Source organism: Sphingobacterium daejeonense (genome assembly GCF_901472535.1).
Lineage (GTDB): Bacteria > Bacteroidota > Bacteroidia > Sphingobacteriales > Sphingobacteriaceae > Sphingobacterium > Sphingobacterium daejeonense.
On the sequence record NZ_LR590470.1, the window covers coordinates 3,220,036 to 3,240,955 of the forward strand.

At 35.5% G+C, this 20,920-nt stretch carries 18 protein-coding genes; 11 read left to right on the top strand and 7 right to left on the bottom strand.

Features of this window, described 5'->3' with window-relative positions; translation table 11 throughout:
* The first annotated feature begins 497 nt into the window (after positions 1-497).
* The 7 genes from FGL31_RS15665 to FGL31_RS15695 all read left to right on the top strand — a co-directional run bounded on the left by FGL31_RS15665 (position 498) and on the right by FGL31_RS15695 (position 5,401).
* Positions 498-755 (top strand): hypothetical protein, encoded by a 258-nt coding sequence (locus FGL31_RS15665; protein WP_138092788.1) that lies wholly within the window; start codon positions 498-500, stop codon positions 753-755.
* Positions 752-1,021 (top strand): hypothetical protein, encoded by a 270-nt coding sequence (locus tag FGL31_RS15670; RefSeq protein ID WP_138092790.1) that lies wholly within the window; start codon positions 752-754, stop codon positions 1,019-1,021. Before FGL31_RS15665 ends, FGL31_RS15670 begins: the two co-directional genes overlap by 4 nt.
* A gap of 17 nt (positions 1,022-1,038) precedes the next feature.
* A complete protein-coding gene (locus FGL31_RS15675) occupies positions 1,039-2,232 on the top strand; it encodes an ankyrin repeat domain-containing protein (RefSeq protein ID WP_138092792.1) in 1,194 nt (397 codons plus the stop codon).
* 5 nt (positions 2,233-2,237) lie between these two features.
* Positions 2,238-3,581 carry an ankyrin repeat domain-containing protein gene (locus tag FGL31_RS15680; RefSeq protein WP_138092794.1) on the top strand — a complete coding sequence of 448 codons (1,344 nt, stop codon included), beginning with the start codon at positions 2,238-2,240 and terminating at the stop codon, positions 3,579-3,581.
* Between the two features lie 67 nt (positions 3,582-3,648).
* Positions 3,649-4,035 carry a DoxX family protein gene (locus tag FGL31_RS15685; protein WP_138092796.1) on the top strand — a complete coding sequence of 129 codons (387 nt, stop codon included), beginning with the start codon at positions 3,649-3,651 and terminating at the stop codon, positions 4,033-4,035.
* A 106-nt stretch (positions 4,036-4,141) separates the two neighbouring features.
* Positions 4,142-4,651 (top strand): STM3941 family protein, encoded by a 510-nt coding sequence (locus FGL31_RS15690; protein ID WP_138092798.1) that lies wholly within the window; start codon positions 4,142-4,144, stop codon positions 4,649-4,651.
* A 93-nt stretch (positions 4,652-4,744) separates the two neighbouring features.
* Complete coding sequence (locus FGL31_RS15695) at positions 4,745-5,401, top strand: hypothetical protein (RefSeq protein WP_138092800.1); 657 nt, start codon at positions 4,745-4,747, stop codon at positions 5,399-5,401.
* Between the two features lie 73 nt (positions 5,402-5,474).
* Here the strand turns inward: FGL31_RS15695 and FGL31_RS15700 are convergent, their stop codons facing one another.
* Positions 5,475-7,781 carry a GH92 family glycosyl hydrolase gene (locus FGL31_RS15700; RefSeq protein WP_138092801.1) on the bottom strand — a complete coding sequence of 769 codons (2,307 nt, stop codon included), beginning with the start codon at positions 7,779-7,781 and terminating at the stop codon, positions 5,475-5,477.
* Between the two features lie 4 nt (positions 7,782-7,785).
* Positions 7,786-8,502, bottom strand: coding sequence for a basic secretory protein-like protein (locus FGL31_RS15705; protein WP_138092803.1), 717 nt, complete (start codon positions 8,500-8,502; stop codon positions 7,786-7,788).
* A 206-nt stretch (positions 8,503-8,708) separates the two neighbouring features.
* Here FGL31_RS15705 and FGL31_RS15710 point away from each other — a divergent pair, with 206 nt between their 5' ends.
* A complete protein-coding gene (locus tag FGL31_RS15710) occupies positions 8,709-9,122 on the top strand; it encodes a hypothetical protein (protein ID WP_138092805.1) in 414 nt (137 codons plus the stop codon).
* 110 nt (positions 9,123-9,232) lie between these two features.
* Here the strand turns inward: FGL31_RS15710 and FGL31_RS15715 are convergent, their stop codons facing one another.
* Positions 9,233-11,014 carry a DUF4091 domain-containing protein gene (locus FGL31_RS15715; RefSeq protein WP_138092807.1) on the bottom strand — a complete coding sequence of 594 codons (1,782 nt, stop codon included), beginning with the start codon at positions 11,012-11,014 and terminating at the stop codon, positions 9,233-9,235.
* 480 nt (positions 11,015-11,494) lie between these two features.
* On the opposite strand from FGL31_RS15715, the gene FGL31_RS15720 reads away from it, so the two are divergent.
* From FGL31_RS15720 to FGL31_RS15735, 3 genes are all read left to right on the top strand, one after another.
* Entirely contained in the window at positions 11,495-13,924 is a 2,430-nt protein-coding gene (locus tag FGL31_RS15720; protein ID WP_138092809.1) for a TonB-dependent receptor, read from the top strand.
* A 206-nt stretch (positions 13,925-14,130) separates the two neighbouring features.
* Positions 14,131-14,628 (top strand): hypothetical protein, encoded by a 498-nt coding sequence (locus tag FGL31_RS15725; RefSeq protein ID WP_138092811.1) that lies wholly within the window; start codon positions 14,131-14,133, stop codon positions 14,626-14,628.
* Positions 14,629-15,318: 690 nt separating this feature from the next.
* Positions 15,319-16,965, top strand: coding sequence for a PepSY-associated TM helix domain-containing protein (locus tag FGL31_RS15735; RefSeq protein ID WP_138092815.1), 1,647 nt, complete (start codon positions 15,319-15,321; stop codon positions 16,963-16,965).
* Here FGL31_RS15735 and FGL31_RS15740 read toward each other — a convergent pair.
* The 4 genes from FGL31_RS15740 to FGL31_RS15755 form a co-directional block, all read right to left on the bottom strand.
* Positions 16,962-17,759, bottom strand: coding sequence for a sulfite exporter TauE/SafE family protein (locus FGL31_RS15740; RefSeq protein ID WP_138092817.1), 798 nt, complete (start codon positions 17,757-17,759; stop codon positions 16,962-16,964). The genes FGL31_RS15735 and FGL31_RS15740 overlap by 4 nt on opposite strands.
* An 89-nt stretch (positions 17,760-17,848) precedes the next feature.
* Positions 17,849-19,060 (bottom strand): carboxypeptidase-like regulatory domain-containing protein, encoded by a 1,212-nt coding sequence (locus tag FGL31_RS15745; RefSeq protein WP_138092819.1) that lies wholly within the window; start codon positions 19,058-19,060, stop codon positions 17,849-17,851.
* 102 nt (positions 19,061-19,162) lie between these two features.
* Positions 19,163-19,393 (bottom strand): hypothetical protein, encoded by a 231-nt coding sequence (locus FGL31_RS15750; protein WP_138092821.1) that lies wholly within the window; start codon positions 19,391-19,393, stop codon positions 19,163-19,165.
* 128 nt (positions 19,394-19,521) lie between these two features.
* The gene (locus FGL31_RS15755; RefSeq protein ID WP_138092823.1) at positions 19,522-20,841 is read right to left on the bottom strand and encodes an ammonium transporter; all 1,320 of its coding nucleotides are present in this window, start codon (positions 20,839-20,841) and stop codon (positions 19,522-19,524) included.
* Between the last annotated feature and the right edge of the window lie 79 nt (positions 20,842-20,920).

Sequence of the window (20,920 nt, forward strand, 5' to 3'; positions counted from 1 at the left end):
ATTACTAACCATCAATAAATAAAATACCTAACATTGAGTATTTTTTGGTTTGTAGTCAAAGTTTAGTTTGAACACAAAAAACATCTTCAAAAAGGAAATTTTTGCCCTTTAAATTGCTAAAACCTAATCTATTTATATAATTCAACCATACATGATTTGTTAATTGCTATTGGATTAAGATTTCTTAAAGTAGTTTTAGGAATGAGAAATTTGATGAAGATTTTACCAACTATACTAATAATCATAATTGAGCAGCGTTTCATGTAGCAGTCAGAATTACCAGGATGATGATGCCTTGATTTTTTTGAAACAAATTTGATTTTGTAGATCCAATTTATAGAAAATTCTAAGCCTTTTGCTCCCCTCTTCAATTTAGATAAAGAGAATTTGGACAAATCTATTTCAGAATTTCAAAATAAGTAACAGTTCAGAAGCAATTAAAGCGAAACTGGTACAATTCATTAAATGAAACTTTTAGCAAGGAAGAGTTATCTAAAATGAAGGATTTGGATGCAGATGATATTGTTGATCTTGATAAGGAAAAATTCAAATCTTTTGAGAAGAAAATCGAAAAGCTATTCGACGATCAATATATTGAAGGAAACAGACTACTATCTGGAATCGAGATTACAGGAATCCCAAACCAGTCGCGTCCATTTGAGTTTTTCACTGTAAACAAACCTAATGGTCTTTATATAGCATCAGCATTTGACAGCTATCTTCCCCAAAACGTTCAGATTAGCCAAGAACCTTGATTAAAGGTTCTGACTTTTTATCATCTAGAACTTCTGAAAGCGAAAGCCAACAAATTTTCATTGAATTAGACCCTAAGGATCAAAATACAATAATTAAGCATTTCTCAAATCTTCAAAAAGAGCCATTAGCATTAATAATAAACAAAAGAATAATAAACATTATCTCTGATACACCTAAAATAAACAACAATATATTAGTTATTTATAGTCCTTGGAGCAAAGATAAACTTCAAATGTTTTCAGATTCAATTAACAAAAAACACTAGATTAAAACCGAAGAATTATGTTCGAAAAAACCCCATTGATACAAGCTATTGACAAAGGCGATATGACAACTGCTATTGAATTATATCAACAAGGAGAAAAAATTCCTCATAGCCAACATTCTTATGATTACAACCAACTTTATGACACATTGCTTAGGAATAAGGGATATGAACTTATCAATTTGATGTCAGAAAATGGAGAAATTGAAAAAGATATCTATATGTTAGATAAAATTGATGGATCTATCTATTCATCCATCATAAAAAAAAGAAATCCGGATGGGGATTTCGTGGCATTTTTACAAGATTTCATAAGTTCAAGCGATAACATAAATGATGAGGTATCGGGAGAAACTTTGTTATCTTACGCTATCCAATCCAAGGTTGATTCGTCGATTATCAAAGCAATGGTTGATGCCGGTTGCAGAGTAGATTTCAAGGATAATTCAGAAAACAATCTTATAAATATTTCCATTAAGAAACATGATTTAAATGGCGATGAGTTAATCAGTTATGTTGAAATTCTTTCAAATGAAGGGATTGATATTAATGAACCAAATAAAATCGGTCAAACTGCTCTCCACATAGCGATGGAAAGCAATAAGTCAAATATTCTGGACTTATTGCTTCAGAAGGGAGCTGATCCAAATCAACAGGATCATGAAGGCAATTCGGCCTTTTTTATAGCAGTGGCCCATAAAGGAAATATTGACCTTTATAAGAAATTAGCAGAGTATGATTCCATGGATTTCGAACAAACAAATAAACGTGGTGAAAAGGCACTTCATCATATTTTGAAAAACACAAGTGGGTTTTCTCATAGTGTGGATTTGATCCTTCAAATGATTGAGGATGGAGTTGATCTAAAGAGCACCTGTATGCACTATGACAATGCATATTCAGGTTGGTATTGGATTGCTCAACAGAATGCTGAGTCTTTCCAAAAGATTTTCAATAGCGCAGGACCGGACATCAACGAGCAGGACGATCTAGGTAATACTCTGCTTCATTTGGTTGTTGTAAAAGACTCCAACCATGATCAAAATGTTGCTAAAGAAACCTACAAAAAGGTCAAGTTTCTGTTGGACAACGGTGCATCTGCAAGTATGTTGAACAACCAGGAAAAAACAGCGATGATGCTTGCTTCTGAAGACAACTTAAAGGGGAAAACTGTCGAATTATTATTGATTGCAGAACAAAAAGAAAGATAGAAACTATGTCCATTTCATTTATCATAGCCTGCGAAGGCGGAAAGAGAAAAATTGCTGAATTATTGTTGACCAATAAAGAAGTTGATGTAACCTATACAGATGAAAAAGGTCGAACTGCCCTTCATTATGCTGCCCATCGAGGTTATTTAGATTTGGTAAAAATTCTGATTGCAGAAGGTGCTGATTTAGATTATGAAGATCATCAGGGTGAAACTCCTCTATTTTTCGCCTGCCTACAAAAACAAAAACAAACAGCATTATACCTAATTGAAGAAGGCGCCAAAGTAAATATTAACGACCTCAAAGGCAACAGCTTATTGCATTTAACAGCATCTACAGGTCAGTCTGACGTTCTTGAAGTATTGATAGAAAAAGGTTTGGATGTAAATTCTGACAATAACAATGCTGAACAGCCACTATTTCTGGCTGTATTGAACAGGAGGTTGGAAGCTGCAAAAGCCTTAATTGAGTCAGGAGCGAATCCGGACAGTACCAATAAAGTGCAGATTTCACCTCTGCTGCTCGCTGTTAGAAACCGACAATTACCAATGGTTGATTTATTAATTGATAGCGGAGCTAATGTAAACCATGTAAATGAATCTGGTGAATCTGCTTTATTGGTTGCATGTTACGAAGGTAACAAAGCAATGGTGAAGAAATTACTTGACAATGGTGCCGACGTAAGTATAACTAATTCTATTGGTGTCTCACCTATTTGGTATGCCTGTGCACATAATCAGAAAGAAATTGTGACCTTATTGCTTGATAATGGCTTAGATGTGAACCATAGTAGACCTATTACAGGCAATGACCAAGCGATATATGGTTATTTGGATTTTGTGGAAACAAGCAATAACCTATCTATTGATGCTCAATTCAACTTTAGGGTGCAGGATTCCCAAGGCGGTGAAAGCCTTTTACATCATGCTGTTAAAAACGGTCATTTGAGCATGGTGAAATTACTAATCGAGCGTGGTGCCAATATCAATATCCAGGATGAATCAGGCAATTCGGCATTACATTATGCTGCAGCAAATGGCAAGAAAGATGTGATAAAATACCTTCTTGAAAACAATGCAGATCCGCAACTAGTGAATGTGAAGGAGCAAAAGGCTATTGATTATTCGAATATAAAGGGGCTAAACGAAATAACCGCCCTTTTGATAGAGTTCTGTTCGCCAAAGGCCAAGAACGATGCTCCTACGGCTTTAAATATCCAGAAATCGGAAACTATGGTCGCCCCTATCGACAAGAAAAAAGCGTTGATGGACCTGAAAGAGCTTTTAGATGCAGGCATTCTTACACAAGAGGAATTCAATGAAGAAAAAAGCAAGATCTTAGCTGGTTAAAAATCCCAAATTGTTCGATAATTTACTATCTTTTTTTGCGTTAAATACCTAGATATAAAACCAAATTATGATGGGAAATATTGCGCTAGGACTTTTAATTTTAAGAATTTTCATTGGAGGAAGAGCAATTTATGGGGTAATTGACAATGTAATCAATTGGGAAAATATGCAAGAATTCGCGGGTTTCCTCGGAGCTCACAAATTCCCTTATCCCATTGTTTCTGCAATATTATCTGTTGCTGTTCAATTATTCTGTGGCTTTTTCCTGTTAGTAGGATGGCAAACCAAATGGGCAGCAATGATTATGTTTATCAATTTCTTGATTGCCATATTTATGGTTCACTTACCAAATGGTGACAGTATTGAGGCTACCACACCAGCATTAGCAATGTTATTTATTTCAGCTACTTTATTTTTCACTGGATCTGGAAAATATTCCATCGATAAGGATTAAGGCAAAATTCTTTGTTTAATGTATTAATTATATAAATCGACTAAACTATGTTTAGCAAATAAGTGCGGTCATGGCTAAATTTGAATGTATCAAAAATTAATTAAATATGAATACAATAAACTTCAAGTACAGTGAGAAGAAAAGAGGCTCGATGGCCATGAAATTTTTACTAATTGGAATTGCAGGAATTGCAGCAACCTATTATATCTGGTTTTTAGCGGACAGGGAATTCCTGATGGGCAAAGTAGCAAGTATTTTTCTTGCTTTGCTTGGTATTGGTTCTTTTATCTACATGAAGTTTACTGGAAACAAGAGTGGGGTTACAGCATTAAGTATTGGCCCAGAAGGAATTAAAGGTGACACAACTCCTATTTCGAAAGCAGGAGGGTTAATTGAATGGACTGACATTACAAATGTTCACTTTTTGGGAAATCAATTGGATATTGAAGTTCATAATCCACAAAAATTCGCTGATAGAATGTCTAATTTCTTCGTCAGAGACACTTACCTTAAAAGCATGAAAGGAGTAATACGCATTTCACTATCAGAAATAGAATACACGGAGAAGGAATTAGCTGATGCTTTGAGTAAATATGCTCAAAATATCAATTCTTAACCAAAATCAATACCCATTTACAGGTAATTTTAACAATAAATAGCAGGGTTGTTTCAAAAAAGTTAGATTTGTTAATACAACAAATATCCTAATATGAAAAAACAACTATTAATCCCTACATTACTTATCGGATGTTCATTATTTTTTGCCTGTGGAAGTTCTACGAAAAATACTGATGAATCTGAAGCAGAAGAGCCTGGTGTTGTTGAAAACATTAGCAATGTTGGAGAGGCTGTAAAAGGGCTTTCGGGTCTAGAAAAAGCCATGAAGGACGTGGAGGCACAAACCAACGCCCTTAAGGCCAAAACTCCAGTAAGCAATGATGACTTAAAGAATGTCTTACCAGAGACATTAGATGGCTTAAAAAGAATGTCAATTCGTGTAGGCGAGAATTCTTCTTTGGGAATTTCTTCAGCAAATGCTACCTATGAAAATGAAGATGGTTCTAAAACCCTAGATATTTCCATAATGGATGGTGCAGGCGAAGCAGCAAGCGCATTGACAGGTCTTGCATTTTACGGTTACAATACAGATTCTGAAGAAATTACGGAAAACACCAAAGAAAGAACAACAGATTTCAAAGGTCAGCGTGCAAAGTTGACTGAAGAAAAATATGATGATGAAATCACTTCTAAAATTGAATGGATCCATAAAAAGAGATATTTAATGAGTATGGAAGGCAAAGGTTATACAATTGATCAGGTGGGAGATCTGATGGATAAAATTGGGACTGGAAATCTACCGGAGTAATTTATCTAATTAAAAAAACAGGTTGGTGAATACACCAACCTGTTTTTTTAATAGATCTAATATAATTTTAAAATTATCCTTTCCTTTTCTTGCTTGACATCACAAACTGTAATTCTCCTCCTTTAGAAATATCATCATGAGAAATCTTATATCCTAAAAGCTCTTTACCATTCCACAGCACTTTACTAACATAAACATTTTTTTCAGATTGATTTTTGGCTATAACCTTTAGGGTTTTACCATTTTCTAATTGAATTTCAGCTGATTTTACCAATGGACTTCCTAGCCAGTACATAGTTTCACCAGGTGCAACGGGATAAAATCCTAGCGAACTAAACAGATACCATGCTGACATCTGTCCACAATCATCGTTCCCCCCTAGTCCTGCTGGTCCATTATGATATTGGTTTCGAATGATCTGACGGACTCTTTCTTGAGCTTTCCAAGGACTATTAGTCATATTGTAAAGGTAGGCAACATGATGGGAAGGTTCATTACCATGCACATAGTTACCAATAATACCTTCACGGGTTATATCTTCAGTTTTTTCAAAGTATTTGTCAGGCAAATGCATCGTAAACAAAGAATCCAAGTAATTTTCAAAGCGTTTTTGTCCCCCCATAGTTTCCATCAATTCCATTGGCTGGTGGGGTACATATAATGAGTAGTTCCATGTATTGCCTTCTATAAATCCTTGTCCATGTGTATCCAACACATCGAATTTCTCCCTGAATACGCCTTTACTATCTTTCGGACGCATGAAACCTATTCGTTCATCATACAAATTTTTCCAATTTTGAGCACGTTTATTGAACTCTGTAGCGATTTCTGTTTTCCCCAATTTCTCAGCTAATTGAGCAATACACCAGTCATCGTAGGCGTACTCTAATGTATTAGATACTGATGTCCCATTTCTATCATCAGGTACATAACCTAAATCCATGTAGTCACCAATACCTTCATATCGTCTTACTGTTGCTGTTTGCACACAGGCATTTAGTGCTGCTTCGGCATCCCCTTTATAAACTCCCTTCATAATAGCATCCACGACTACAGAAACTGAATGATACCCACTCATACACCAGTTTTCATTGGCATAATGAGACCAAATAGGCAACATATTTAAAGCAGATTGTTGCTGATGTGCCATCATAGATGCGACCATATCAGCGTTTCGTTTTGGATCTACGAGATTCAACCAAGGGTGAAACGCTCTAAAGGTATCCCATAATGAAAATGAAGTATAGTTCGTGAACCCCTCAGCTTTATGTACTTCTTGGTCTAGACCTTTGTATTCTCCATTGACATCCATGTAAACCGTTGGCATTAGGTTAGCATGGTAAACAGATGTATAAAAGTTCACTAAATCCTCTTTATTCAACATCTCGACCTTAAATTTCTGCAATTCCTTATTCCAATCAGCCTTACCTTTGGAAACTACCTCTTCAAAATTCCAATTTGGGGTTTCTGCCTGGAGATTTTCCAATGCATTTTTTTGACTCACTGGACTCAGAGCTACTTTCATCATTATTTGTTCTCCTTCTTTAGTATCAAAATCAAGGTGCATTTTGATATTATGAGCTGCTAAATCAGGAAAATTGTCTTCTTGGTTGAATTTCCTCCAGAAACCCTTGTATTGAACATTTTTATCAAGGTATTTGGCACCATAATTCTTGAAAGGTTTAGAGGTCTTAATAGCAAAATAAACTGTTCTAGTCCTTGCCCATCCATTAGTTTGCCTATAACCCGTAATTGTTGAATCATTTAATACTCGGACGAATGTCCAAACGTTCTTGCCATCATAATTGTAGATACCTGAAGTCAAATCCAAAATAAGGTGCGATTGGTCAGATGCAGGAAATGTATATCGATGCATCCCAACTCTTGCACTTGTTGTGAGTTCTGCAAGGATATTATGTTTATCAAGTTTAACTTTATAGTAATTGGCCTCTGCAGTCTCATTATCATGACTATATGGTGATCTATATCCATCTTGCGGACGGTCTGCTGTTCCGGGGTTTAATTGAACCTTCCCTTGAGTAGGCATTACCAAAATATCACCAAGGTCAGAATGTCCTGTGCCAGAAAAATGAGTGTGGCTAAATCCAACTATCGTAGGATCATCATATTGATACCCGGCGCAATACTTATAAACATCTCCAGTATACTGTCCATTTACTGCATAAGGTATGGTATCTGTCTCTGGACTTAATTGAACTGCACCAAATGGAACTGTGGCTCCAGGGAAAGTATGCCCCATTTTGGCCGTTCCAATCAATGGCTTTACATATTGCGTTAGATTGGTTTCCTGAGCATAACCCGAAAAAGGCAATAAGGTTAGAATCAGGAACTTGGTTAGATTAAGATATCTTTTTTTCATGTTATTAAATTACAGGTTTTGAGGCATATTCTGACCAAAGTTCATCAATAGTTTTTCCAGTTTGTTTTGCCCAAAACTCTTCATTATAAGTTCTATCACGCATCGCTTTATCCAATTTTTTGATGAAATTCTTCTTTTTGTTGGTTTCTATCCAATGGAAAAATCTTGCTGTAACACGGTAAGAATCGGTATATTTTTGTTTTTCATTAAACTCAGGTAATCTCCAGTTTCCTTTTTCATTTGCTACACCAAATTTAAATCTGACATAATCAGCGATTCCTTCAGTCACCCACCAAGGACCTGAACCATTTGGATATGCCTGTACAATATGCATGACCTCATGTGTAACCACATCGATATCATAAGGGTTTTTGAGCAGCCAAGCAGGACTATACCGAACTATTCCACCGGCCGTTGCTGCAACCCCATCGTATTCAGGATCAATTACAAAGGTGACCTCCTTACGCGTTTTTTTGTTGAATTTCTTTGCTAGCTTAGGATAATTTGTAAAATAAGCATCAATAAGTTGTTGTTTAGTTTCTGGACTAAAGGTTTTGTCCTTGTTAATCCAAATCAAGGTAAATCCTTTCTTTTCTAAAGTATCAACCTCAACGGCGACTTTTCGGTCTTCATCGGTGTGTTCCCAACTTTGTGCACTCAAATTATTCGATGAGAATGCCAAGGCCAAGGCAGCAAAAAGAGGTATAAATTGTTTTCTCATATTAATATTAGATTTACTCAAAAAGATTATTGCCTCAGCATAAGAATAATGCATTTACAGACAACTAAAACGTTAATCTTGTTATCAAATATATTTAAAAGAATTAGTAAAACACCTTATTTTCTTGTAATAATCTAGTTGAATTTATTAACCCAGGTTCATTTTTCGGGAGAAATCATGCTGTAACTTTAATAAAAAAAGAAGATATGAGTTCAGATGCAAAATTAATGAGTGCAATAATTATATTTATTTTTCCAACGATTGAGTTTGGCGGACATTTCTTATTGCGGTATATGCAGGGAAAATATAAGCACTTACAACTTACCCCATTTCAACAACGCATGTTTAAGTCTGGTCATTCACATGCTGGAGTTTTTACGATTATAGCTTTGATTTGCCAGCTTTTGATTGATCATGCTGGATATGCTGAATCAATGTCCTGGTTTTTAAGGATTGGGTTTATTGCTTCGGCAGTTATTATTTCAGCAGGATTTTTCTTTGGTGCAATGGGCCCTGGGAGAACCAACACAAATAAATGGGCATCATTAATTATTGTGGCAATATTTTTAGTTACTACCTGTATGATTTCTTTGGGAATTGGATTACTGGCAAATAGATAATTTTTTCATGGGTAGGATTTTACAATTAGCGAATCCTATTAAAATTATCGGAATGCGAGGTTTATTAAATGGGCAGTATTAAAAAATATACTGCCCTCTAATTATTTTATTTATAGACTTTTAGAAATTTCATTCATGAGGGTTTTGGCATTATTCAATTCTTCGTTCCACCCATCGAATCTTTGATTTGCCTCCATTTTATGGATTGCAGATTGAAATGCATCCAAACTCTTTTGGTCATTTTTATCTTTTAGAGCCTTCAGTACAATTTGTGCTTTTTCAAAATCCTGAATCCCTTCCAACATTCTTTCATAGCGTATAGAAGATCTTCCTTTAGGATAAACGATATAAGTATCCCCAGCAGGCCAAGTCCTGAATCTTGAGTCTTGCAATGGATTTTCCACCCATGAGTTATATGCCCAACGTAACATCCCATCAAATCCAGTTGCCAAAGCATACCAACCCAAATAAGTGGACTCGGCAGGTTCGGAAAACGTAAATTGATTAGGGAATCCATCTGAACAACAAATATAGAAGGTACTGTTTAATCCCCTATTTTTACGGTCGATAATATCATCTTTAGAGAATGGATGTCCAACAGAAATGCTGATATCTTCAGAATCTGGGAATCTTTGGTAAGTTTTCTGGTTGTCAGCATAGGATATTCCGATTTCAGGAGCAACTTTGTTCAACAAAGCAAAGGCAGCATCCATTTGTTCTCTTTCTCTTTCATCCATGGCTATATTTGTTTTCTCCAACCAACCTTTTGATTTCAGGTGTTTAACAAAATCCTTTAGAAAAGGAGTCCATAGTTCTTCAAAAATTGCAGTTCCAGGTTTTGTTACAACATTAATTAGCTCGTTTTTGGAAGCATCTGTATAATGGATTTCATTGTTCCAAGGAATAATTGAATAACAGTTGATCATATCATTTACCCCAAGGTCCATCATAAACTGCACCCAGCGATCAAAGACAGCATAATCATACGTCCATGAGCCATCACTATTCTTAGTCCACGTGATCATGTCTGCATACGGATCATATGTTTGAACGTTCCAAGGATCTTTGTTTAAAGTGGTAGTTATTACTTTCTGTCCAGCATCGGCTAGCATTTGCATGACCGGTTTTAGTGCTACAAAATGTGCATCGCTCCACATCTCCACCCCTTCTACCCTTGCGACTGCCGATGGATGCTGCCATTGATCCAAATGGTATGACCATTCGGAAGAAGGTGGTAATGTTTGATCGATTACTTCAAGATCCAACGCTAATTGCTGAGGTTGCTGACCCTTTGCAGTGACAGTTACAGTTCCCGTATACAAGCCTGCTTGGGCATCTGATGGAATCTTTACACTTAACCAAACAGGTCTCGAAGTCTTGGATGGTATGTCAAATGATTTTAGATTATCTAACATATCTGGCGACAATGAAGCAGCAAAATCTTCAGGTTTACGATGTCCACAGCCTGGTCCAAATTCATCAGTCATAACATATCTTACAAAGCGAGCATCTGTTGCAGAACTAGCAATCTTGGCCTTATTTTTTGAAACTAGATCAGAAACTTTGACTTGGACATCTGAAATATCAGAACCGGACCACAACAATATCTGCGCAGAAAGTTTTTCACCTTTCCAACCTTCAATCTTTACCCTGTTTTGTTTGTCAATATCTGGAGAAAGAGATTTTGCAAATCTTCTATCTATCGTTACAAATGAAGTTTGTAGTCCAGAAGGCACTTTGGACCAATCAGATTTCACATCATCGGTAGGGTCAGGAAGTTCAACAAAAGTTTCAGATAATGCAGCTTTGGATTGTGAATATACCTCCTGATTAAAAGTTAAGGAAACAGTAAAGGCAAGTAAAATAACCCATTTTGGTTTATTGAATTTCATTTCTATAAGTTTAGTTGAGCTAAGGAAAAGGAATTGTGATTCCTAGAATATGAGATACAATATACGGCATATAATTAAGAATAGAGTTTTTACATTAATTAAGAGCCATAAAAATAATTGTATAAAATTTGTTGCAAACGATTATTTTCATTCTATATTTGTACTTGTTTTTAATGAGTCTAAATAAATAAAGCAACTTCTGAGGAATTTATTCGCCGGTAAATAAATTGTCTTTGAATGAATGATAACTGTTTGGATTAAAAAAAAATACGTCATGCTAAGACGGCAATCAAAGCATGACGCAAAATCTAATATCAGCTGTAACTGGTATTAGTTGATCAAGCTTTAGTTCTTGATCACCTTTAACACTGTATGTATGAAAGGACCTGCAAGATATGAAATTTTGGGTACCTATGCCCCCTATTATCTTGATTTTTTCTTTCATAAACAGTTAATGAATATTAAACATTAACAAACTTTATGAAGTACAAAAACTTAATTAATAAACATCTAGAGATTCATCTCCAAATTTCCTATAATTTAATATTGACCTTCTTATTGAGCGTCTTAACAACAACAACATTTGCTCAAACCGGCATAATTAAAGGAACGATTCATACCCAGAACAATAGACCTGCAAAAAATGTCGTTGTCAAGCTCAATGGAAGCAAAGAGAAAGAAGTTGATTCTTTGGGTCGCTATGAGTTTCACAATCTAGATGCAAAATCTTACGAGGTTACGGTAAAGCATATCAGCTTTGCTAGTCAGGTGTCTACTATCCATTTGAAAGCAGGTGAAACCAGGATTTTGGATTTTATTCTTGAAGATGACAAAAAAACTATTCAAGAAGTCCTAGTGAGTGCAAAGAAACCAATAGTGGAACATCAATTATCAAATTCGCTTCGAGTTCAGGTTCCGCTTTTAGAATTGTCCCAAAATGTGCAGACCATCAATTCAGAGGTTATTGCGAAGCAACAAGCATTCAATCTTTCCGATGGGGTTTTCAGGAATATTAGCGGAGTTAGTAGGCAAACGCACTGGAATGATATGTATGTCAATATTCATATGCGTGGTTCCCAAATTCAAGCATTCAGGAACGGAATGAACATTGTTTCATCATTTTGGAGCCCACTATCTGAAGATATGGCTACTGTAGAAAGGATTGAATTTGTGAAGGGACCGGCTGGTTTTATGATGTCTAGTGGTGATCCAGCGGGGATATACAATATGGTAACAAAAAAGCCAACCGGTATCCAACATGCTGAAGTAACGATGAGCTTAGGGAGTTTCGAAAATTATCGAAGCACATTGGACCTAGATGGGAATCTATCCAAAGATGGGAAATTACTATACCGATTAAATATTGCAGGATCTTCTAAAGCATCTTTTAGACCGAATGAGGACAATAAAAGATTGGTAATAGCTCCTGTTTTATCCTATAAGCTCAACAACAAGACAATAGCTACTTTTGAGTACACCTATCAGAAAGCCAAGATGACTGATGTAGGATCGGGCTATGTTATGTCACCTAATGGTTTTAAGAGCCTTCCCAGAGAGACCACTTTTATCCAAAAAGGAACACAACCTTTTAATGTGGACGAGCATTCGACTTTTTTAACTATCGAACACCAACTAAGTTCTTCTTGGAAATTCACAGCACAAGGATCTTATTTCAACTACAATCAGACCGGTGCTAGCAGTTGGCCAAAAGATATTTTCCCTGATGGGAAAGTAATTCGTAAATCAGATATCTGGGATGCTAAGAGCACGATGGTTTTAGCTCAAGCATTTCTAAATGGAGACTTTGAGACTGGATCTGTTCGTCATTCAGTTTTAGCAGGAATCGACTTAGGAAGTAAGGATTATATTGCCGATTGGAACCAAAGTATCGTATTAGACAGCTTAAACGGTGGCGAATTTGACCCTAAGAACCCAGTTTATGGGTTTGATTTCGGCCCTCAATCTTTTGATCGAAGTTTATCCTTAGAAGAAAGAGCAGCAAGAGGTGGTGGAAGCATGAATACCAAATATAGTTCCGTTTATGTTCAGGATCAGCTAGGATTTTTCGACAACAAATTGCGACTGACCCTAGCTGCACGCTATACTTCAATGGCTGTAGGAACATGGGGCGGCACACCTATTAAAAATGACAAAATTACCCCTAGAGTTGGTGTTTCCTATTCAATCGTCAAAAATACGAGTGTTTATGGGTTATTAGATCAAACATTCCTCCCACAACAAGGGATTTTGTTTGACGGTTCAAAGGTAAAACCTATTACAGGAAACAATTACGAGTTAGGTTTGAAGCGTGATTGGTTTGGTGGAAAATGGAACAGTACACTCTCCTTCTATCAAATCACTAAAAATCACGAGATAACTTCCTATGGTCCCGACCCAAAAATGTCTGTTGAAGTTGGCCAGAAAAAAATAAAGGGTATCGAATTTGATCTCCGAGGAGAAATCACAAAAGGTCTGAACCTAATAGCGAATTATGCCTATACAGATGGAAAAGTTAGCAAAGTAAATGAAGGGGTCGATCAATTTTTTGTAGGGCAAATTCTTGATGGTGCGGATAAACATATAGCCAATCTTTGGATGGATTATGAAATAAGTCAGGGTAAAGCTAAGGGTATAGCCTTCCAATTTGGTGGTTATTCTAATATTGACAGAGCAACTGAATATTATTCTCAAGAATTCAAGGAGCGAAATATCGAAGATTATTTCAGGTTTGATGCTGGTATGGGATATCGCAGAGACAAATTTAGTATCAATCTGAATGTCCAAAATCTATTTGACAAATACCTCATCGATGGAGGTAGTTTTTACACCGATTATTTCAATACAGCAGTTTACTCTTGGCAAGCTGGCGCACCTAGAAATTATAGACTTTCATTCTCATATAAATTTTAAATCATGAAAATAAATTAATCTTAACATTCATTATCAGCTTCGTTGCTGCAAGTCTATGTCAAGCACATGCACTTTGGATAGAAACGTCTTCAGAAGGACAATTAAATAAAAAACACATTGTAAAGGTATTTTACGGTGAATATGCAGAACAATTAATTGATTCTATTGACAATTGGTATTCTGATGTCAAAGATTTCGAAATCTTCTTGACAAGCCCAAAGGGGAATAAAATTAAACTAGATAAGCAAACAAATTCTGATCATTTTGTTTCAGAATTTGTACCCACAGAGGATGGAATCTATACTATTTCGGTCATTCATGGAGCAAAAGAGGCTTATGAGACCATGAGATTTGAGTTCTCTTCAATCGCATTTGTAAAGGTAGGAAAACAAGAAGGAATGACTGGAGAACTTCCCTTTCATTTGAAAAGCCTAAGTAATAGCAAAAAATTAGGTTCTGAAATCAATTTGGCAGTATATGACAATTCTATTCCCCAAAAGGAAACAGAAGTTATTATTATGGGTCCCGAAGGTTGGACAAAAACATTACATAGTGATGCTCTAGGCAAGGTAAGTTTCAAACCAATAATTCCAGGAAAGTATATTATTGAAGCATCAAAAACTGATGAAAAAACTGAGAACTGGAATAACCAAAAGATAGACAAAATCTGGCGAGGTACAACAATAGCAATTCAAGTAAAATAATTTAATCCTTCTCGCACATCAACTCACTTTTGATGTGCGAGATTTTTATTTTAAATCATGATCAGCTTTATATTCCTATTCGTATTTACAGGTAGCTATTTGATCTATTGCAGTAGTAACAAAAATGATCAAAACCCATAATGTTGAAAACACCTTTTTAAGAATAATTCCGTTAAAATACCTGAAACCACTGGGATTAATATTTCTATCAATTGCTGGAATTATTACCTTGAAATATCAAGGTCTTGAGGCAGGTTCATATGCACTAATAGTGTATATAATGGGATCTCTGAGTCTAGTGATCCTTCTAATACCTTATAAAATCCTATCCTGGAAACATTTAATCATAATTTTCATTGTGATCATGTTTCTCGAACTATGCTATGAAAACCAATTCTTAACTCACTATGCCAGCAAATAAAAAATATTTAAGCTCACCAACACAAAGGATTTTGAAGATTTCATCTGGCTTTGTGGGTGGATATATATTAATGATATCATTTCATAATTTCATGGCATTGATATTTGACAAGAGGGACGTAGTTATTATTTCTGGTTTTACTGGATATTTTTTATGGGCCTGCCTACTTTTAATTGCCTTTTTAGGCAAAAACGGTTGGATAGTTTGGTTAGTCTATCTATTACTAGCCTTCATATTTTCTATTCCCTACCTATTTTAAACCTGATTAAATGAATATCAGAAATTACAACATCTATTTCAATACTCATACTATAAGTGGTATAATAATTTGTGCTTTTTTATATGTGATTTTCTTTGCGGGTTCATTTTCCTTTTTCAGAAATGATTTAGCCGCTTGGCAACAGGGTGAATCTTTTTCAACTTTCAACAAAGAAGAAATTAATTACGATTACCTTTTAGACTCCCTTGGAAAAACCATTAATTTAAAGGGCCGTGACATCACCTTTTCTCTTTATCACGATGGCGCTAGATCATACATGAGTTATTCAGATTCTAAAGACAGTCTTGAAAATAAATCTAATTTGGCTAAGATAAATGCTGGAATTGAAGATCGTAATAATTGGCTGAACAGTGATGCAAAATATTTCGGATATAATTTTGTGAATAAAAAGACAGGTAATTATTCAGAAAATTATGATTTAGCAGAATTCTTATATCGATTGCATTTTTTAGCCCAACTCAATGAAGTTCCTATCAATATAGGCATTGGCCCATTTGGATACGTTGTTGCTGGATTGACTTCATTTTTATTTCTGTTCGCACTGATCACAGGCATTTTGTTGCACTGGGAAAAGATTGTCTCCAATTTTTTTATTTTCCGACCATTCAATAAATGGAAAACCGTATGGACAGATATGCATACTGCACTAGGTGTTATTGGCTTTCCATTTCAATTGGTATATGCTATTACTGGAGTTTTTTTGATATTAAATTCGGTCCTGGCCATTCCGTTTGAAAAAATACTTTATAAAGGAGACTCTGAAAAGATGTATACAGAATTAGCATATAATCATAGTAAAAAATTAGAATACTCTTATTCAGAATTGGAATTTATTCCTAAAGTTGAAAAATACGTGAATGAAGTTGGTAAAAAGTGGCCAGAATCTAAACTAACAAGGATAACTGTCCATAATTATGGCGACGCCAACATGCAAATTGTGCTAGAGTCTAGGCCACTTTATGCTCAATATTTCCCAGGCTATGGAATTTACAATGTAAGAGTAAAAGATAACCAGGTTATTGAGGAAAAGTCACCTATGCAGGATGCAACTTTTGTGGACCATGTTAAAAGTTTGTTGTACAGACTTCATTTTGGAGATTACGCGGGTTACCCACTAAAGTTTTTATCCTTTATTATGGGGGTAATGGGTTGCTTAGTTATTTCTTCTGGCATTATGATTTGGCTAGTCGCAAGGGATAAAAACAATGTTAAGCCTGTTAAAAGAAAATTTAATTTCTGGTTGGCAAATGTATACTTGGCAATTTGTTTAAGCATGTTTCCTACAACAGCCATAACTTTCATAGCTGTAAAAATGGGAAAACAGGTCGATCAAGTATATATTTACAAAGTTTACTTTTGGACTTGGTTGATCTTAAGTACTTACTATATTCTCCGCAAAAATTTAAATCGAACTAATAGAGAGACTTTATTTCTAGGAAGTATTACTGGAAATTGTGTTCCTATTGCAAACGGAGTTTATTCTGGAGATTGGATTTGGAAAAGTTTTAGTGAAGGAAAAATTGACCTTTTTGTAGTGGACTTACTTTGGGTAGTGATAGGTCTAATAGGATTAATAATTTATTATCAATCAAATCGTTATTTTAACAACCTAAGAACGAAAATTAAAAAAGTTTAAGACAACAATGTCTCTTTTACTAAGATATATAGACCCACCAATAAAATCATATATCCAAAAGCAACTTTTAGAGATTTGTTAGGAATTTTATCTGCTAAATAGAATCCAATGAATATCCCCAATACTGTTCCTCCGGTGTAACCCAATAATAGATTCCAGTCGAAAAATTCAAATTTTTCAAGATCTCCCATTACTCCAAAGAAGGAATTAATGGTAATTATAATCAACGATGTTGCTACAGCGCGACGCATGGGCAGGCGATAAAAATTTACCAATGCCGGAATAATAAGGAAACCGCCGCCTGCACCTACCAACCCCGTTACAAGACCTACCAAAGCACCTTGTAAAACAATAACCTCAATCGGAGTTTTTGTATTTTCAGCAGGAAGTTCAATGCCATTTTTTGCAGAACGAATCATGCTTAATGAAGATGCTATCATGACAAAGGAGAAAAGAATCATCAAAAGAACGTTTTGATGAAAGTCATAGCCCGCTATATGGATTACCTCTGGAACTAAAGGAAGTATAAATGATCGGGTAATAAAGACAACAATAAGGGAAGGAACACCAAAACTAAGGACTTTTGGCAGATCTGCTTCCTTTCTGTAAATTCCTCGGAGTGCACCTATAAAAGAAGTGAATCCAATAGCAAATAAAGAATAAGTTGTAGAGAGTGCAGCATCCACTCCCATGATATAAACTAAAATTGGCACCGTTAAAATAGTACCCCCACTACCAATTAACCCTAAAGTTATTCCTACAATAATTGCTAAGATACAGCCAAGAATAATCATACTTTTTTAATTGGTTAAATCAGTGTGTTCTTATATTAATTCGCTGTAAAAGTAATAGAAATTAATGGGATACAATAATGGATATAAATTTATTCACCTGGAATATAATCCAAAGGTAATAGGTAGGCTAACTTGGAATATCCGACTGCATAGCCACTCAAGATCCAATTTGCGGGAGGAAAATAAGCACCCTGTTTTTCGATTATTATGCCTTCTTTGTCTACCAAAAATAATTCAGAAACCTGAGATGCTGATTTTTTCAACAATTTACTCCTTGATTTTTCAAATTCGGCAGGAAAGATAACATACAGAAAGTCTTGATAGTTGATTCTTTTTAGGTTCGATTCTGGATCTTCTATTTCAATTATTTCTTCAGGTTTCATAATCCCCATTAAATAACTGATTTGTTCAGGTTGCCCCATCTGTTTTCTGATTGTGTTCAATTGATCTTCACTGACCTCATTTTGCGAAGCATAGAATAGTTTCCAATTCCCATTATATTTCTTTTGAACAGAGTCTAGAATATCTTTATATTTTGCTCTTGCCTCTAATCGAACTTCATTATCTTTCTTTACCAATTTCCGAACTATATATCCGTCTTTTTCCCAAGACTTGTTGAACGTACTGGTTACAAATTTATTCATCGATAATTGATAGGCATCATTTCGATTATTCTTAAACTTTGATTTTCCTTTGCCGATGTCTTTAAAAAAAGCATAGCCTTCAAAATAAAACATATTGGTGCCAAAATCCATTTTAAAAACACCCATATCATAAACTAAGTCATAGCCCAGAGCATTATTTCTTATTTTTAAAGGTTCAGTTGAAATAGCTGTCAAAACTTTAGCCTTTTGGTCATATCTAAACTTGACTACCTCATGGTTGGTAATTTTACAATCGTCAGCAAAGTCCCCAATTCCAATTAAATTTTCTGTAAAAAATCTTCCCCATTCTTTCCATCCATCCTTTAGATAATTGGTAACTACCACTTCTTCAATTGCAGTGGACTTTTCAAATAGTGCCACCGTTAATTCTTGGTCCAAGGGTAACTGTACCTGTAAGACCTTCTTTTCAAACCCCATATTGGTAATTACCAATTCAACTAAATTGCTAGAGGTATTCAGTGTAAATTGTCCATCCTTATTAGAACTGGTGCCGAGAGAAGAATTATTGATATAAATAGATGCTCCTGCAATGGGACTTCTATTGTCTGCATTTATTACTTTTCCTTTGATTAGCTGTTGAGCTGCCAAGGACTGGAAAATAGCGGTTAGTATTAAAAATAAAAAGGCCCTACGCATGGTTACGATATTTTCGTAAATATATGGTTTTTACCTTTCACTAAAAAAGCCTGATTCTGGAAAGAACAGGCTTTTGACTAACAAAAATATAAAAGAATGTGATTATTGGGCAGGTGGTGGCAAAGTTGTATCTGCTGCCGACGAATCTAATTTAATAATCTCTTCATCGGGCGCATTAATATTATAGCGTTCCTGATTCCCTCCTTCTTGAGGATCTGGAAGTTCCTCAGCATCTGCTTCCGTATTCCCGCTATCATTATTATTATTACAACTTATCATAGTCATTAATCCCATGGCAAAAATTCCAGTAATTAATATCTTAAACTTATTCATATGCTTGTCATGTTGATTTTTATATTAAACCCTTCAGAATTATTTTTGTTTGGATTTCATTATAAAAAAACCTGATCTTACAAGTAAGATCAGGTCTAATTTAGGTTATTAAGAGTTAATAAAGGTCTTTATAGTTTTTCTCCGTGTTGGGAGATATCGAGGCCGACTTCTTCATCAGCATCAGAAACACGCAATGAAGAAATCATATCTGTGATTTTCAACAAGACAAAAGCCATCACTAGAATAAACACAGTTGAACCTATCAGTCCGATGATATGTGCAGAGAACAATTTCCATTCTCCATAAAATAAGCCATTATCAGCTACAACAGAATTGATGGCCCCGGTTGCAAATACGCCGGTCAATAGCATACCGACCATACCTCCTACTCCATGACTTGGGAACACATCCAATGTATCGTCAATTCTAGAGCGCGTTCTCCAAGCAATTACCAACCTACTAATGACTGCTGCTACGGCACCTATGATCAGGGAATGTCCAACGGTTACAAATCCAGCGGCTGGTGTAATAGCAACAAGTCCAACGACAGCGCCAATACAAACGCCCATTGCAGAAGGCTTTATCCCTTTTGAGGCATCCAGGAAAATATAGGTCAGTGCTGCTGCGCCCGAAGCTGTTGAAGTAGTGATTAAGGCTGTTGAAGCAAGTTCCGACGCTGAAAATGCAGATCCTGCGTTGAAACCAATCCAACCAAACCAAAGTAATCCAGTTCCCAACAAGACATAAGTAATACGCGCTGGCGTATGGACATACATATCTTTGCCCTTTTTAAGATATAAAGCTGATGCCAGCGCCGTAAGACCCGCAGACATGTGAACTACAGTTCCTCCGGCAAAATCTAATACCCCCATTTTAAATAATACACCATCTGGATGCCAAGTAGCATGTGCTAATGGTGCATAGATGAAAATAAAAAATAAGCATATAAATAAGACATAAGAGGTAAACCGTATCCTTTCTGCAAAAGCTCCAGTTATCAAAGCTGGAGTGATTATAGCAAACTTGAGCTGATAAATAGCAAATAATGCAAATGGAATCGTAGGTGCACCATCCCATGGCGCTCGTTCCAAGACTCCATTAAACATAAAATATGTAGTTGGGTTTCCGATAACACCACCCACAGAATCTCCAAACACTAGGCTAAAGCCAAATACAACCCATAGGACAGCTACAACTGCCATACAGATAAAACTTTGCAACATGGTGGAAATTACATTCTTTTTCTTAACCATTCCACCGTAAAAATATGCAAGACCCGGCGTCATGATCAAAACCAACGCCGTAGAAGTCAACATCCATGCAACATCTGCATAATTATACTCTGAACCAGAGTGAATTTGAGGTGTTTTTGAAAAAAGAAGTGAAATTATCACCAAAATCCCCATAAAAACTAGAGGAACATAAGATTTTTTACCCGATAGAACCATAATTATTTTGATTAGTTTAAACAAATTTACATTTTAATTGAAATTATCAAAATAAAAATTGAATATTTTTGAATAAATA